This window comes from Streptomyces sp. NPDC005791 (assembly GCF_042871485.1).
Taxonomy (GTDB): Bacteria; Actinomycetota; Actinomycetes; order Streptomycetales; family Streptomycetaceae; genus Streptomyces.
This window is the reverse complement of record NZ_JBIAIP010000004.1, coordinates 29,464-44,730: the sequence shown is the minus strand read 5'-3', so window position 1 is coordinate 44,730 and position 15,267 is coordinate 29,464. Positions and strand designations below refer to the sequence as shown.

The window sequence follows — 15,267 nt, the reverse complement described above, 5'->3', positions numbered from 1 at the left end:
GCAATGTCTGAGACAACAGGTGCTTCCTACGCTGCGGCGGGCGTCGACATCGAAGCCGGTGACCGCGCCGTCGAGCTGATGAAGGAGTGGGTGAAGAAGACGCAGCGCCCCGAGGTCGCGGGCCTCGGCGGCCTCGGCGGATTCGCCGGCCTCTTCGACGCCTCGGCGCTCAAGCGTTACGAGCGCCCGCTGCTCGCCTCCGCCACCGACGGCGTCGGCACGAAGGTCGATCTGGCCCGGCAGATGGGTGTGTACGACACCATCGGCCACGACCTCGTCGGCATGGTCGTGGACGACCTGGTCGTCTGCGGCGCGGAACCGCTCTTCATGACCGACTACATCTGTGTCGGCAAGGTGCACCCCGAGCGTGTCGCGGCCATCGTGAAGGGCATCGCCGAAGGCTGCGTCCTGGCGGGCTGCGCCCTGGTCGGCGGAGAGACGGCCGAGCACCCTGGCCTTCTGGGTCCGGACGACTTCGACGTCGCGGGTGCCGGCACAGGCGTGGTCGAGGCCGACCGCCTGCTCGGCCCGGATCGTATCCGTAAGGGTGACGCCGTGATCGCGATGGCGTCGTCCGGTCTTCACTCGAACGGGTACTCGCTCGTCCGCCACGTGGTCTTCGACCGGGCCGGCTGGACCCTGGACCGGCAGGTCGAGGAGTTCGGCAGGACGCTCGGCGAGGAGCTCCTGGAGCCCACCAGGATCTACTCCCTGGACTGCCTGGCGCTGACCCGCACGACGGAGGTGCACGGCTTCAGCCACGTCACCGGTGGTGGCCTGGCCAGCAACCTGGCCCGGGTGATCCCGGACGGGCTGCACGCCACGGTCGACCGCTCCACCTGGACTCCGGGAGCCGTCTTCGACCTGGTCGGCACGGCCGGCAAGGTCGAGCAGCTGGAGCTGGAGAAGACGCTCAACATGGGTGTCGGCATGATCGCGATCGTCCCGGCGGATTCGGTGGACGTGGCTCTGACGACGCTGGCCGACCGGGGTGTCGACTCCTGGGTCGCCGGCGAGATCACCGAGCGTGGCGACCACACCACGGGCGCCGAGCTGACCGGCGGATACGCTCGCTAGGGCGTGTTTCGAAAGTCCCGCCTGCCTGGCGACGCCTGGCACGCACGCTCGCCGCATTGTCGGGATCACCCCGGTACATCCAGTATCGGGGCGACCCTCCGCCTTGCGATCGTACGCACCAGACGCCGCCAGGCCCGCCCTTCGGGCGGACGGCGCTACTTTCGAAACACGCCCTAGGACCCTTCACCCGCCGGCCCGACACCACCGGACCGGCGGGTGGCACCCGTCGGCCGCGGTGACTGCGCCGCCCCGTACCAGGACAGCACAGAACCCGGTCCGGGCAGGCCCGGACCGGGTTGATGTGTCAGCGCGAGGTCAAGCGCCGCGGCGCTGTGACGACGGACCGGACTGGTCGTCCGCGTCCGTGTCCTCGTCCTCGTTGTACAGATCCGCGTACTGTGCGTACGGGTCATCTTCCTCGTCGTCATCCTCGAACGGCTCTGCGTTCGGTGGTTGACTCGAAGGCGATGCGCCCAGCTCATTGGCCAGACGCGACAGGTCAGTCCCGCCGCTGCTGTACTTCAGCTGGCGGGCGACCTTGGTCTGCTTGGCCTTTGCCCGGCCGCGCCCCATGGCTCGACCCCCTCGGTGACGGGGCTCGACGGCCCCAGAGTCTTGACACGCGTTCATGTTTCGGGACGGACTCTCAGCAGAGAGACCGCGCCCGTGGCTTTAACCGTACCTGCTTCCTCGGCCATACGGTACGCCGCCCGCGTCACGCGCCTCGGCGCAGGACCGCAGAGGAGCCCGTCCTTGCTGGTCAACCCCGATTTTAACCTCTTGTGGACGGCCGACCCGCCGACCGGAGTGAGTCTTGTCTCCCCATGCTCCGCGGGCCCTCGCCCGCCCTTGCGTTCCCTCCGCCACCGGAGCTGTCCGCACACCCGGTGACGGAGGGCTGACGCTGCGGTGACGCGTCAGTGACGGCGGGCGTCCGCCATCCGCTGTTCGGCGATCCGGTCCGCCGCCGCTGCCGGCGGGATTCCATCCGCCTTCGCACGTGCGAATATGGCCAGCGTGGTATCGAAGATCTTCGTGGCTTTCGCCTTGCACCGGTCGAAGTCGAAACCGTGGAGCTCGTCGGCGACCTGGATCACGCCACCGGCGTTCACCACATAGTCGGGCGCGTACAGAACCGATCGGTCGGCAAGGTCCTTCTCGACGCCGGTGTGGGCGAGCTGGTTGTTGGCCGCCCCGCAGACCACCTTGGCGGTGAGGACGGGCACGCTCTCGTCGTTCAGCGCACCGCCCAGCGCGCACGGGGCGTAGATGTCCAGCCCCTCCGTGCGGATCAACGCGTCCGTGTCCACGGCCACGGAGACCTCGGGGTGCAGCTCGGTGATCCGGCGTACGGACTCCTCACGCACATCCGTCACGACGACTTCGGCTCCGTCGCTCAGCAGGTGCTCGACCAGGTGGCGGCCCACCTTGCCGACACCCGCGACCCCGACCTTGCGGCCCCGCAGGGTGGGGTCCCCCCACAGGTGCTGCGCGGAGGCCCGCATGCCCTGGAAGACGCCGAAGGCGGTGAGTACGGAGGAGTCGCCCGCGCCGCCGTTCTCGGGGGAGCGGCCGGTGGTCCAGCGGCACTCCCGCGCGACGACGTCCATGTCGGCGACGTACGTGCCGACATCACAGGCGGTCACATAGCGTCCGCCGAGCGAGGCCACGAACCGGCCGTAGGCCAGGAGCAGTTCCTCCGACTTGATCCGGTCGGGGTCGCCCATGATGACGGCCTTGCCGCCGCCGTGGTCGAGGCCGGCCATGGCGTTCTTGTACGACATGCCGCGCGAGAGGTTCAGCGCGTCCGCGACAGCCTCCTCCTCGGAGGCGTACGGATAGAAACGCGTTCCGCCGAGGGCCGGGCCCAGGGCGGTGGAGTGCAGGGCGATCACGGCCTTGAGGCCGCTGGCACGGTCCTGGCAGAGCACGACTTGCTCGTGGCCCCCCTGATCCGAGTGGAACAGGGTGTGCAGTACATCGGCAGGCGCGCTGGTCACATCGGTCACTGTGGTGACTCCCAAGTACGAAGCGGCGGGGCCCCTCCTGAAGGTGGGGAGGGTCCCGGACCGGCCGGTACCGGCCGGTCCGACTGGGCAAGAGCGTAAGTCCTCGTGACACGTAGATCTGTTCCCCTGACCGGGATCACCCCCCTGTGGAGTACCGGCGTGACACGATTTACCGCATGTCGGTGGTGTCTTCGGTGCTCGTCCCTTACGCGTCCTACCTGCGGGTGTACGAGCCGCTCGCCGCCTTCCGTGAACCCGAGCGGGGGCACTGGACGCGTTACGCGCGGCGTTCCGTCCTGCCCACGGCGCAGGACGAACTGCGGCGTTCGCTGGCGGGTCTGGTCTCCACCCCGCCGGTGGCGGTGCCGGTGCACGAGAGCGGGGACGCCTTCGTCGCGGTGGTCGACGGGGTGGTCTGCGTCTGTCCGTGGCGGACGCGGATGCGGGGCTGGCTGGCCCTGAGTGAACTGGGGGGTCTGTTTCCGGCCAGTGTGCTGGACGCGGCGCTGCCCCCGGTGGTGCGGGGGCAGGCGGCGGCGGACCACGAGCGGTGGGCCGAGCGGAATCCGGACGCCCGCCCCTGGATCCGGACCACGGTGTGGCATGTGCCGGTGCGCTGGTTCGTCCTGTTCGACGACGACGAGCGCGAGTACGTGACCGCCGGGGCGGGCGGTGCCGGCCGGGCCGACGGTGCTCGGCTGCTGCGTTACCGGACCCCGATGGTGCAGGCGCGGCGCAGGCTGGCGAGGGCGCTGCGGACGTTGCGGGAGACCGTCGACGAAGGCCCGCTGACCGAGGGGCTCGTGGAGGTGGGGCGCTGGCTGGAGGAGTTCCACCCGCGCGCCATGGTCGAGCTTGACTACGGCGGCCTGGTCCACGCCCTGAGCGCCGAGCAGCTCGCCGCGGACCGGTCGGCCGCGGACGTGGCCGAGGGCATCGCGGCGCTGCGCGCCGGGGACAGCGATGCGGCGGGTGTCGCGTACGGGCGTCTGGCCGACCGCTGGCGGGCGGTGCGTGACCTACAATCCTCCAACTAGCCCGAAGCGGTGTGAAATGGAGCGCACTGCCGCATAGAGGCGCTATCCGTAGGGAAGAGACATCCTGTGAGGTGTCCGACATCTGCGGGCGCCGAGGGAGTCGGCGGAGGTGAACGGAGATGGCCTGACGGAAACTGACGGTCCGTGAACCCCCGGCGCGCGGGGTGCGTGTGGCAGGTGGGGCGGGGAGTCACTCGCGTGGCAGGGACCTACGTCCCGAACCGGGCCTTTGCCTCAAGCGTGACGGATAGCACTAACGGGGTCCTTGCGCCCTTCCCTACTCCTCATGCCAAAATAGGACAAGGAGTCCGGGGAGGACTCTGTTCGCCCAACTATGGGCGGAATGCTTTGCATTGCACGCTATGGGGGGTCTGACGACTTCTGACGACTCCTGGTTGTCCTGTGACTGATCGTTACTGGGGCGTGACTGTCCGCTATGGCATGGTCCATCGGCTTCCGTCGCTGATGGGCACCTGGGAGGGCAATTCCATCGGTTTGGCCGACGTGGCTGGACGGATGGTGTAGTTGTAGTGCCGAAGACAAGCCGTTCGTCCTATAACCGACTCGGCCTGCGTCCGCCATTTCGGGCAACGTGGGTCAAGGTGCAGAATTTAGAGGAAAGAACCGAGAAGGTTCGGTTCTCCCGAGGAGGCCGCTCATGACCGCTCGCACCCCTGATGCCGAGCCGCTGCTGACCCCGGCTGAGGTCGCCACGATGTTCCGCGTGGACCCGAAGACGGTCACCCGTTGGGCCAAGGCTGGCAAGCTCACGTCCATCCGCACGCTCGGTGGGCATCGCCGGTACCGCGAGGCAGAGGTCCGCGCACTGCTTGCGGGTATTCCGCAGCAGCGCAGCGAGGCCTGACACACCCCTGTCGCCGCAGCCACAACAGGGCACTGACGGGTCCCCCAACCCCTGGTGTCCTCACTCATAGCTCCACATGACGGGTGCCCGCCCCAACGGGTGCCATGCCTGTGACATACGGGCACGTCGTCAGATCGCGCTGGACTCCGCCGGGTCCAGCGCGATCTTTTTGTGTGCGGAGGATGTGGTCCGAAGGTGCACGGAGGGTGCCGCAACGGCCTGGGTGCCTGCCCGAACCTGCCGACGGGTCGGTTTGTGGGAGGTCGCGTGCGGCTTCGGTCGGGCCTGTTCGGGCCTGTTCGCCCGGTTCCCGGGCGTCGTGGGGCGGCTCGGGCGGAACGGTCCGGGATGTACTTCCCAGGCAGTGCAATTGCACATATTAAATTCGCCAGTTGTAGGAAGTGGGTAAAGTCCCCCCTGCCCATAACCGATTGGGTGACTCCCGTCACATCGATGCGGTCCTGCCGGCTACGAGCCTGTCACTGTCCGGCGGCCGTGGCTGCGGCACTTGGTCATGTCGCGGGAGGACTTTCGCCCCGGGGGCCGTCCCATGGATGCCCCCGGGGGCAGTCCTGGGGATGGTCCGCGAGGCGGTCCGTGAGGTGGTCCGCGCCGGCCTCGTCGCCCGCACCTCTTCCGGGACCGTCAGTGGCGACCTCCGGGGCCGGCCGCCCCCCGGTCGCGTTGTCGGACTCCCCGGACGCGTACGGGGCCTGTGGGGCCGTCAGGGGCTCCATGGCGAGCCGTAGCAGGCGGTGGCAGATCGGGCAGTGCCGGGTGAGGTGGCGGTAGCCGGAGGCGGCCGCCAGGTGGGCGTGCAGCAGCGCGCGGGTCTCGTGCCTTTCCGTGGGCGCAGGCATGCGTGCGGCCTCCCGGTGGACCCGGCCGCCCCGCGCCGAGGGAAACAGGGGCGGACTCCGTCCTACGGAGTTACTCGCGACGGGCGCCGGAGTCAAGACGCACGAAAGCCCGGATCCAGAGGATCCGGGCTTTCGTCTACTGCGGTCCTGACGGGATTTGAACCCGCGGCCTCCACCTTGACAGGGTGGCGAGCACTCCAAACTGCTCCACAGGACCAGGTTTTCGCTGCCGTTCTTTCGTCCGGCTGCGAAGACAGACTGTACAGGAGGTCCGCGGGCCAGGTCGAACTCACCCACAGTGGTGAGCCCGTTACGTGCCCGGGGCGGGCCGGATCACGGCGCCGCCGCGTCGATCGCCTTCACGATCCGCTTGTCCGAGACGGGCTGTGCGGTACCCAAGGCGTGCGCGAAGTAGCTCACACGAAGCTCCTCGATCATCCAGCGGATGTCCAGGACGTCCTGGGGCACGGGCCGCCCCTTGGGCAGCTGTTCGAGCAGCCAGGCGTACTCGTCCTGCATCTCGTGGACCTTCTCCATGCGCGTGGTGTCGCGCTGGACGTTCGTCGGCATCTGCTGCAGCCTGCGGTCCTCGGCGACCAGGTAGCGCATCAGGTCGGGCAGCCTGCGCAGCCCGGTCGCGGTGACGAAACCCGGTGGCATCAGCCGGGCCAGGTGGTCCCGTACGTCCGTGACGTTGTTGATCAGGACCAGGCTGTTCGTCGCCTTCAGCCGGCGCTCGCAGGCCTGCCAGGCGGCCAGGATCTGCTGCACCTGGCCGACCGTGCGGACGGTGAGGTCCACCAGGTCGGCGCGCACCTTGTCGTACAGCTTCCGGAACGACGCCTCGTCCCAGGCCGGTCCGCCGTGCGCGGCGATCAGCCGGTCGGCCGCCGCGGTGGCGCAGTCGTCGAACAGCGCCTGGACGGAGCCGTGCGGATTACGGGACAGCGCCAGCTTCTGTTGGTTGCTGAGCTTGTCCGAGGCGAACTTCGCCGGATTCACGGGGATGTTCAGCAGGATCAGCTTCCGGGTGCCGCGCCACATCGCCTGTTGTTGCTCGGCCTCCGTGTCGAAGAGCCGCACGGCCACGCTCTCGCCCTGGTCGACCAGGGCCGGGTAGGCCTTCACCGGCTGGCCGGCCCGCCGCGTCTCGAAGACGCGGTTCAGCGTGCCGATCGTCCAGTCGGTGAGGCCCGACCGCTCGATGGACTCGCCCGAGGGCCCCGCGGTGGCCGCGGCGGCCTTGGAGAGGGCCTGGCGGGCCTTCGGGCGCAGCTGGATCTTCAGCGCCTCCAGGTCCTTGTCCTCGGCGACCTTGCGGCGCCGCTCGTCGGTGATCCGGAAAGTGATCTTCAGGTGGTCCGGAATCCGGGACAGGTCGAAGTCGTCCGCGGTGACGGGGACGCCGACCATGCGCTGGAGTTCACGGGCCAGCGTGAGCGGCAGCGGCTCCTGCAGGGGGACGGCGCGGTCCAGGAACTTCGCCGCGTAGTCCGGGGCGGGGACGTAGTGCCGGCGGATCGGCTTGGGCAGCGAGCGGATCAGCTCGGTGACCACCCCTTCGCGCAGGCCCGGGATCTGCCAGTCGAAGCCCTCGGAGGTGACCTGGTTGAGGACCTGGAGCGGGATGTGGACGGTCACACCGTCGGCGTCCGCGCCCGGCTCGAACTGGTAGGTCACCCGGAACTTCAGTTTTCCCTGCCGCCAGGAGTCCGGGTAGTCGTCCTTGGTGACGGCCCCGGCCTTCTCGTTGATGAGCATCGAGCGTTCGAAGTCGAGCGCGTCCGGCTCGTCACGGCGCTTGTGCTTCCACCAGGAGTCGAAGTGCGCCCCGGAGACGATGTGTTCCGGGATCCGCCGATCGTAGAAATCGAAGAGTGTCTCGTCGTCCACGAGGATGTCGCGGCGCCGGGCGCGGTGCTCCAACTCCTCGACCTCGCCCAGCAGTTTGCGATTGTCATGGAAGAACTGGTGGTGCGTGCGCCAGTCGCCCTCGACCAGGGCGTTGCGGATGAACAGATCACGCGACGCCTCCTGGTCGATACGGCCGAAATTGATCTTGCGCTGGGCGACGATCGGCACCCCGTAGAGCGTGACCTTTTCGTACGCCATCACCGCGGCCTGGTCCTTCTCCCAGTGCGGCTCGCTGTAGGTGCGCTTCAGCAGGTGCTGGGCGAGTGGCTCGATCCACTCCGGCTCGACCTTCGCGTTGACCCGGGCCCACAGCCGGGACGTCTCGACCAGCTCGGCCGACATCACGAAGCGCGGCTGTTTCTTGAACAACGCGGACCCGGGGAAGATCGCGAACTTGGCGCTGCGGGCGCCCAGGTACTCGTTCTTCTCGGTGTCCTTCAGCCCGATGTGCGACAGCAGGCCGGCCAGCAGCGAGGTGTGCACCGACTGTTCCGGCGCGTCCGCGCCCGTCGAGGACTCCTTGACCTCGATGCCCATCTGCTTCGCGACCGTACGCAGCTGTGCGTAGATGTCCTGCCACTCACGGATCCGCAGGAAGTTCAGGTACTCCTGCTTGCACATCCGGCGGAAGCTGGAGGAGCCGCGCTCCTTCTGCTGCTCCCGGATGTAGCGCCACAGGTTGAGGAACGCCAGGAAGTCCGACGTCTCGTCCTTGAAGCGGGCGTGGTGCTGATCGGCCTGGGTCTGCTTCTCCGAGGGCCGCTCGCGCGGGTCCTGGATGGAGAGCGCCGCCGCGATGACCATGACCTCGCGGGCGCAGCCGTTCTTCTCGGCCTCGATGACCATGCGGGCCAGGCGCGGGTCGACGGGAAGCTGGGAGAGCTTGCGGCCCAGGGGGGTCAGGCGCTTCGTCGGATCCTTCTCCGCCGGATCGAGCGCTCCCAGCTCCTGGAGCAGCTGGACGCCGTCGCGGATGTTGCGGTGGTCAGGCGGGTCGATGAAGGGGAACTTCTCGATGTCGCCGAGGCCGGCGGCGGTCATCTGGAGGATGACGGAGGCGAGGTTGGTCCGCAGGATCTCCGGGTCGGTGAACTCCGGCCGGGTCACGAAGTCGTCCTCGGAGTACAGCCGGATGCAGATGCCGTCCGACGTACGGCCGCAGCGGCCCTTGCGCTGGTTGGCGCTGGCCTGGGAGATCCGCTCGATCGGCAGCCGCTGGACCTTGGTGCGGTGGCTGTAGCGGGAGATGCGGGCGTTGCCCGGGTCGATCACGTACTTGATGCCGGGGACGGTCAGCGAGGTCTCGGCGACGTTCGTCGCCAGGACGATCCTGCGTCCCGTGTGGCGCTGGAAGACGCGGTGCTGCTCGGCGTGCGAGAGACGGGCGTAGAGGGGGAGCACCTCGGTGTGTCTGAGGCTGCGTCTGTTCAGCGCGTCCGCGGTGTCGCGGATCTCCCGCTCGCCGGAGAGGAAGACCAGGACATCGCCCGGGGCCTCATGGTCCAGCTCGTCGACGGCGTCGCAGATCGCGGTGATCTGGTCGCGGTCGGAGTCGTCCGAATCGTCTTCCAGGAGGGGCCGGTAGCGCACCTCGACCGGATACGTACGTCCGCTGACCTCGACGATCGGCGCCTCGCCGAAGTGCTTGGCGAAGCGTTCCGGGTCGATGGTCGCCGAGGTGATGACGACCTTCAGGTCGGGGCGCTTGGGCAGCAGCCTCGCCAGATAACCCAGCAGGAAGTCGATGTTCAGCGACCGCTCGTGGGCCTCGTCGATGATGATCGTGTCGTAGGCGAGCAGTTCGCGGTCCGTCTGGATCTCGGCCAGCAGGATGCCGTCCGTCATCAGCTTCACGAAGGTGGCGTCCGGATTCACCTGGTCGGTGAAGCGCACCTTCCAGCCGACGGCCTCGCCGAGCGGGGTGTTCAGCTCGTCCGCGACACGTTCGGCGACCGTCCGGGCCGCGATCCGACGGGGCTGGGTGTGCCCGATCATGCCCCGGACGCCGCGCCCCAGCTCCATGCAGATCTTGGGGATCTGCGTGGTCTTTCCCGATCCGGTCTCACCAGCGACGATCACGACCTGGTGGTCGCGGATCGCCTCCAGGATCTCGTCCTTCTTCTGGCTGACGGGAAGCTGTTCCGGGTACGACAGAGCGGGCATCCGCGCGGCGCGTCCCGCGAGCCGCCCGGCTGCCTTCCCGGCTTCGGCCGCGATCTCGTCCACCACGGACTGACGGGCCTCGGGCTTACGGATGCGGCGGGCACCCTCGAGACGGCGGCCGAGCCGGTGCGCGTCGCGGAGCGAGAGCTGCCCGAGCTGGGACTGGAGATCGGCGAAGGAAGTAGACATACGGACCCCAGGATCTCACCCGGGCGCGAGGAGTGGCGAACGTATTTCGTCCGAGCCGTGTCACATCGTCCCGGGCAGCGCCAGGGCGTGCCGCGGTGTCGGTGACAGAACGGGAGGACGGGATCACAGCCCGTACCATTCCGGTCAGCTGATCACCCGTTCCCCGCCCGGGGCGGCCCCGCCCTGCACACCGCACTGCCCGCTCGCACCCCCGCACGGAGCGCCGTATGCCCACGCCACCCCGCCTCTCGCCCTCCGGGAAGAAGCCGATGCTTTTCGGCCTCGCCGTCGTACTCGCCGCCGGGCTGCTCGGCTTCGTCTCCTACCGGGCGACCGCACCGGACAGCTCCGCCACCGACGCCCCGGTCGCCGCCACGACCGCCGGGCCGGACTCCGACGTCCACCGGGAACTGGCGGGACTCGCCCGGCGCGACGCCGGCGACAAGCTGGCCCGGGGCCGTACCGACGCCCCCGTCGTCCTCATCGAGTACGCCGACTTCACGTGCGGCTACTGCGGGAAGTTCGCCCGGGACACCGAACCCGAACTGGTCAAGAAGTACGTCGACGACGGCACCCTGCGCATCGAGTGGCGCAACTTCCCGATCTTCGGGAAGGAATCCGAGGCCGCCGCCCGCGCCTCCTGGGCGGCCGGGCGGCAGGACCGCTTCTGGGCCTTCCACCGGGCCGCCTATGCCGAGGGCGCCAAGGAGAAGGGTTTCGGCAAGGACCGTCTCAGGGCCCTCGCCCAGCAGGCCGGAGTGAAGGACCTCGACCGCTTCGCACACGACACGGACAGTCCGGCGGCTGCGGAAGCGGTCGCCGAGGACCAGGAGCAGGCCTACGGGATCGGTGCCACGTCCACCCCGTCCTTCCTGATCAACGGCCGCCCCCTGGCCGGAGCCCAGCCCATGGCCGTCTTCACCGAGGCCATCGAGGCCGCGGCGGAGGAGGAAGCGAACGTCACAAGCGCCGGGGACCCCGCGAAGTGACGCCGGACCTCGGTTACTTCGCCGCCCTTCTCGGCGGGCTGCTGGCACTCGTCAGCCCGTGCAGCGCCCTGCTGCTGCCCGCGTTCTTCGCGTACTCCGTCGACTCCGCCTCACGGCTGCTGGCGCGTACGGGCATCTTCTACGCCGGTCTCGCCACCACCCTCGTCCCGCTCGGCGCCGTCGGCTCGTACGCCGCACGCCTCTTCCACGGGCACCGTGACGCCCTCGTCCTCGGTGCGGGCTGGCTGATCATCGGCCTCGGCCTCGCCCAGATCGTCGGGCTGGGCTTCGCCTCCCGGCGGATCGTCGCTCTCAGCGGCCGGATCAGACCCACGACCGCCCTCTCCGTCTACGCCCTGGGTGGGGTCTACGGGCTGGCGGGCTTCTGCGCGGGCCCGATCCTCGGCAGTGTCCTCACGGTGGCGGCCGTCAGCGGCAGCCCCGTCTACGGCGGACTGCTGCTGGCGGTCTACGCGCTGGGCATGGCCGTTCCGCTGTTCGTGCTCGCCCTGCTCTGGGAACGCCTCGACCTCGGCCGCCGGGCCTGGCTGCGCGGCAGGCCGCTGCGTGCCGGCCGCTTCGAACTGCACAGCACCTCGCTGCTCTCCGGCCTCTTCTTCGTCGGCCTCGGGGTGCTCTTCTTCGCGTACGACGGGACGACCGCACTGCCCGGACTCCTGGACGTGGACGACTCGTTCGCCGTGGAGCAGTGGGCTCAGCGCCTCGGTGAGCGGGTGCCGGACGTCCTGGCCCTGGGGGCCGTGGCGGCCGTGGGGCTGCTGATCCTCGGGGCGCAGGTGTGGCGGCGACGCTCCGGACGGAAGGAAGAGGAAGCGGCCTGACCGTGACGTCGTCCGGACAAGGGTGTCCGGACGACGACGAAGGCCCCGTCCATGGGACGGGGCCTTCGGGTGGTGGCTGGGGCCGGGATCGAACCGGCGACCTATCGCTTTTCAGGCGATCGCTCGTACCAACTGAGCTACCCAGCCACGCAGCTCGTACGGGCTGCAGCGGTCCTGACGGGATTTGAACCCGCGGCCTCCACCTTGACAGGGTGGCGAGCACTCCAAACTGCTCCACAGGACCTAGCTAATGTGCGAGACAAGTCTCGCACACCGTAAAGCGTGCCCCCAACGGGATTCGAACCCGTGCTACCGCCTTGAAAGGGCGGCGTCCTGGGCCACTAGACGATGAGGGCTAAGGGCCCACCTGCGCGCTTTCCAGCGCGTCGGGGACGTGAGAAGCATATGTGATGGCAGGAGGTATCGCCAAAACGCTTTACGGGGAGGTCGTCGAAGGGGGTGGAGAGGGGGACGGACTCTTCAGGTTCTCCTCCGGAAGGTGGCGGCTGACCTCGGCCGTCGTCAGCCCGAGACCACCGAGGGTGATCTCGTCCCAGGCCTGCAGATGCCGGGTCGGCCGGTCGAGGTAGAGCACCGAGGCGCGCACCTTCTCCGGCTTCTCGTTCTGCACGGCGCGCAGTCCGCCGCCGCCCGTGGAGCCCTCGACCTTCAGCCGCGTACCCAGGGGCAGCAGTTCGTTCACCCGGTGGTGCACATGGCCGGCCAGGACCAGCGGAACCGTGCCGTCCGTCTCCCGGGCGGCGTTCGGGTCGTGGGCCACCGCGATGTCGACCGGGGTGCCCGCCCGCTTCTGGTCGCGCAGGGCCGAGGCGAGTCGCATGCCCGCGAGCTGCTCGGACGCCTTGCCGCCGGTGGGGCGCGTGCGGTCCGGGGTGAACTGCGGATCACCGGTGCCGGCGATCCGCAGCCCTGCCACGTCCACCGCGCTGCCCTGGTCCAGGACGTGCGCGTTCCTGGTCTTCCTCAGATGGGCCTGGGTCGCCTCGGAGTCGTGGTTGCCCCGCACCCAGACGTACGGCGCGCCGAGGTCGCGGACGGGGTCCAGGAAGCCGTTCTCCGCGGCCGTGCCGTGGTCCATCGTGTCGCCGGAGTCGATGATCACGTCGATCTCGTACTGCTCGACGAGCGAGCCGATGATGTGCCAGGCGGCGGGGTTGAGGTGGATGTCGGACACGTGCAGCACCCGGATGGTCGCCGGGTCCGGCTGGTACACGGGGAGGGTGGACGTGGCGTCGTACAGCTTGGTGACGTTGGTGACGAGCCGGGCCAGCTCCTGCTGGTAGACGTCGAACTCCGTGACGATCGAACGGGCGTCGCCGACGACCGAGGGGGCGCTGGAGAGCAGCCCGGAGAATCTCGGCTCCAGGACGGACTTCGGGTTCCAGGTGGCGTACGCGCCGACCCCCGAGGCGGCCAGCAGCACCAGGGCGAGGCCCCCGGCGGCCAGCGCGCGGCGAGGACGGCGGTAGACGACCAGGCCGAGGGCGGTGGCACCGGAGACCACGGCCACACAGGAGCGGACGGCCAGCTCCCGGGTGCCGGAGGCGACGTCGCCGGCGACCTCGTCCTGGAGACCGGCGAGGCGTTCGGGGTGCTTGACCAGTGCCTGCGAGCGCTCCGGGTCCAGCTGGTCGACGTCCACGTCCAGGCGGACCGGGGCGCGGTGGGAGTCCAGGTGCAGGGCGCCGAGCGGCGACACGTCGATCTTGGTGCCGCCGCTCACCGACGGCCGCAGGGTCATCGTGGTGTCCACGGGCCCCACCGGCGTGCGCACACTGCCGACGACCAGCAGCCCGAGCCAGGCGCCCAGCACGACCACGGCCAGCAGACCGGACGCGCGCATCCAGGGGTGAGGGGCGGGTGCGAGCCCCCCGGCGGGGGCGGTGACGCGCGAGCGGCGGAGGCGGCGGACGTGGGCGGCTGCGGCGTGGAACGGGCGTGCCATTGGGCGCGTATGCCCCGATCGGGCGGCGGACATGCGGGCGGGTGACGCGCTGTGGGCCGGGCGGGTGCCCGCCCGGGCGGGCCCGGCCCGCCCGTTCCGGCCCGGCGTACGTGACAATGGCGGGGTGCTGGAGATGACGCGCGAGGAGTTCGAAGAGCTGGTGAGCCTGGCTCTTGACCGGGTCCCGCCGGAGCTGATGCGGCTGATGGACAACGTCGCGGTGTTCGTCGAGGAGGAACCGGAGGACCCGGAGGACCGGGAACTGCTCGGACTCTACGAGGGCACCCCGCTCACCGAGCGCGGTGAGTGGTACGCGGGCGTCCTGCCGGACCGGATCACCATCTACCGGGGGCCGACGCTACGGATGTGCGAGACCCGCGAGGACGTGGTCGCCGAGACCGAGATCACCGTGGTCCACGAGATCGCCCACCACTTCGGCATCGACGACGAGCGTCTGCACGAGCTGGGGTACGGGTGAGCACCCAGGATCCGCCGCCCGGCCGTCCCGCCATCGACCCCGACGTCGATCTGTCCGTACCGGCGCAGCGCGCCGAGACCGCCGGGGCCGGCCGGTGGCGGGTCCTGGCGGTGATCGCGGCGGGCGGCGCCCTGGGGGCCTCGGCCCGCTACGCGGCCTCGCCGGCGTGGCCCGCCGCCGAGGGGGCGTTCCCCTGGACGGTCTTCGCCGTGAACGTGACGGGCTGCGCCCTGATCGGCGTACTGATGGTGCTGGTGGCGGAGCGGGGCACGGTCACGCACCCGCTGGTGCGGCCGTTCCTGGGGGTCGGGGTGCTCGGCGGGTTCACCACCTTCTCGACGTACGCCGCGGATGTGTCGAAGCTGCTGGCCCGTCAACAGGCGGTGACGGCCATGGCGTACGCGGTGGCGACGGCCGTGGCCGCGCTCGGCGCGGTGTGGGGGGCGGCCGTGCTCACCCGCGCGCTGGTGGACGGACGGGGGCGCCGGACGTGAACTGGCTGCTGGTCGTCCTCGGGGGCGCCGTCGGGGCGCCGCTGCGTTATCTGACGGACCGTGCGGTGCAGGCGCGGCACGGCGCCGGGCTGCCGTACGTGTTCCCGTGGGGGACCTTCACCGCCAACGCGGCGGGCAGCCTGCTGCTCGGGGTGCTCACGGGGGCCACGGTGTCCACACCTGTGTACGCCCTGCTGGGCACGGGCCTGTGCGGGGCGCTGACGACGTACTCGACGTTCTCGTACGAGACCCTGCGGCTGGCCGAGACGGGCCGCGGCTTCCTGGCCGGGGCCAATGTGGTGGCGTCCCTGTTCGTGGGGCTCGGGGCGGTGTTCCTCGGGGTGGAGCTGGCGGGAGGCTTCGCGGACTCCGGGGGGTGACGTG

The 15,267-nt window shown here is 69.8% G+C and carries 13 protein-coding genes and 4 tRNA genes; 8 read left to right on the top strand and 9 right to left on the bottom strand.

Annotated features, from left to right (window positions below; translation table 11 throughout):
• Positions 1-3: 3 nt before the first annotated feature.
• Positions 4-1,077, top strand: coding sequence for a phosphoribosylformylglycinamidine cyclo-ligase (purM, locus tag ACFYSH_RS09690; protein WP_388751704.1), 1,074 nt, complete (start codon positions 4-6; stop codon positions 1,075-1,077).
• A gap of 315 nt (positions 1,078-1,392) precedes the next feature.
• On the opposite strand, the gene ACFYSH_RS09685 is transcribed toward purM, so the two are convergent.
• On the bottom strand, positions 1,393-1,650 hold the full coding sequence (locus ACFYSH_RS09685; RefSeq protein ID WP_359477331.1) for a DUF3073 domain-containing protein: 258 nt from the start codon (positions 1,648-1,650) through the stop codon (positions 1,393-1,395).
• 344 nt (positions 1,651-1,994) lie between these two features.
• Positions 1,995-3,086: a Leu/Phe/Val dehydrogenase gene (locus ACFYSH_RS09680; RefSeq protein WP_388751701.1), complete on the bottom strand. Its 1,092-nt coding sequence runs from the start codon at positions 3,084-3,086 to the stop codon at positions 1,995-1,997.
• A 176-nt stretch (positions 3,087-3,262) separates the two neighbouring features.
• Here ACFYSH_RS09680 and ACFYSH_RS09675 point away from each other — a divergent pair, with 176 nt between their 5' ends.
• Positions 3,263-4,123: a hypothetical protein gene (locus tag ACFYSH_RS09675; RefSeq protein WP_388751700.1), complete on the top strand. Its 861-nt coding sequence runs from the start codon at positions 3,263-3,265 to the stop codon at positions 4,121-4,123.
• A 658-nt stretch (positions 4,124-4,781) separates the two neighbouring features.
• A complete protein-coding gene (gene bldC, locus ACFYSH_RS09670) occupies positions 4,782-4,988 on the top strand; it encodes a developmental transcriptional regulator BldC (RefSeq protein ID WP_003949541.1) in 207 nt (68 codons plus the stop codon).
• Positions 4,989-5,500: 512 nt separating this feature from the next.
• Here bldC and ACFYSH_RS09665 read toward each other — a convergent pair.
• From ACFYSH_RS09665 to hrpA, 3 genes are all read right to left on the bottom strand, one after another.
• Positions 5,501-5,848, bottom strand: coding sequence for a DUF6274 family protein (locus ACFYSH_RS09665; RefSeq protein ID WP_388751698.1), 348 nt, complete (start codon positions 5,846-5,848; stop codon positions 5,501-5,503).
• Between the two features lie 142 nt (positions 5,849-5,990).
• Positions 5,991-6,065 (bottom strand) — tRNA-Asp (locus ACFYSH_RS09660).
• A gap of 116 nt (positions 6,066-6,181) precedes the next feature.
• Positions 6,182-10,114, bottom strand: coding sequence for an ATP-dependent RNA helicase HrpA (gene hrpA / locus ACFYSH_RS09655; RefSeq protein WP_388751696.1), 3,933 nt, complete (start codon positions 10,112-10,114; stop codon positions 6,182-6,184).
• Positions 10,115-10,341: 227 nt separating this feature from the next.
• On the opposite strand from hrpA, the gene ACFYSH_RS09650 reads away from it, so the two are divergent.
• Both ACFYSH_RS09650 and ACFYSH_RS09645 read left to right on the top strand, forming a co-directional pair.
• On the top strand, positions 10,342-11,103 hold the full coding sequence (locus ACFYSH_RS09650; RefSeq protein ID WP_359477346.1) for a DsbA family protein: 762 nt from the start codon (positions 10,342-10,344) through the stop codon (positions 11,101-11,103).
• On the top strand, positions 11,100-11,945 hold the full coding sequence (locus ACFYSH_RS09645; RefSeq protein WP_388751694.1) for a cytochrome c biogenesis CcdA family protein: 846 nt from the start codon (positions 11,100-11,102) through the stop codon (positions 11,943-11,945). The genes ACFYSH_RS09650 and ACFYSH_RS09645 overlap by 4 nt, the downstream gene beginning before the upstream one ends.
• Before the next feature lie 70 nt (positions 11,946-12,015).
• Here ACFYSH_RS09645 and ACFYSH_RS09640 read toward each other — a convergent pair.
• From ACFYSH_RS09640 to ACFYSH_RS09625, 4 genes are all read right to left on the bottom strand, one after another.
• Positions 12,016-12,092, bottom strand: a tRNA-Phe gene (locus ACFYSH_RS09640).
• 22 nt (positions 12,093-12,114) lie between these two features.
• A tRNA-Asp gene (locus ACFYSH_RS09635) sits at positions 12,115-12,189 on the bottom strand.
• 39 nt (positions 12,190-12,228) lie between these two features.
• A tRNA-Glu gene (locus ACFYSH_RS09630) sits at positions 12,229-12,301 on the bottom strand.
• A gap of 80 nt (positions 12,302-12,381) precedes the next feature.
• Positions 12,382-13,911: a metallophosphoesterase gene (locus ACFYSH_RS09625; protein WP_388751692.1), complete on the bottom strand. Its 1,530-nt coding sequence runs from the start codon at positions 13,909-13,911 to the stop codon at positions 12,382-12,384.
• A gap of 124 nt (positions 13,912-14,035) precedes the next feature.
• Between ACFYSH_RS09625 and ACFYSH_RS09620 the strand changes: the two genes are divergently transcribed.
• The 3 genes from ACFYSH_RS09620 to ACFYSH_RS09610 are packed head-to-tail and all read left to right on the top strand — an operon-like array spanning position 14,036 to position 15,263.
• Positions 14,036-14,389 carry a metallopeptidase family protein gene (locus ACFYSH_RS09620; protein ID WP_015578045.1) on the top strand — a complete coding sequence of 118 codons (354 nt, stop codon included), beginning with the start codon at positions 14,036-14,038 and terminating at the stop codon, positions 14,387-14,389.
• 50 nt (positions 14,390-14,439) lie between these two features.
• The gene (crcB, locus tag ACFYSH_RS09615; RefSeq protein ID WP_359477412.1) at positions 14,440-14,883 is read left to right on the top strand and encodes a fluoride efflux transporter CrcB; all 444 of its coding nucleotides are present in this window, start codon (positions 14,440-14,442) and stop codon (positions 14,881-14,883) included.
• Positions 14,880-15,263 (top strand): CrcB family protein, encoded by a 384-nt coding sequence (locus ACFYSH_RS09610; protein WP_359477355.1) that lies wholly within the window; start codon positions 14,880-14,882, stop codon positions 15,261-15,263. The genes crcB and ACFYSH_RS09610 overlap by 4 nt, the downstream gene beginning before the upstream one ends.
• The last annotated feature ends 4 nt before the right edge of the window (positions 15,264-15,267 follow it).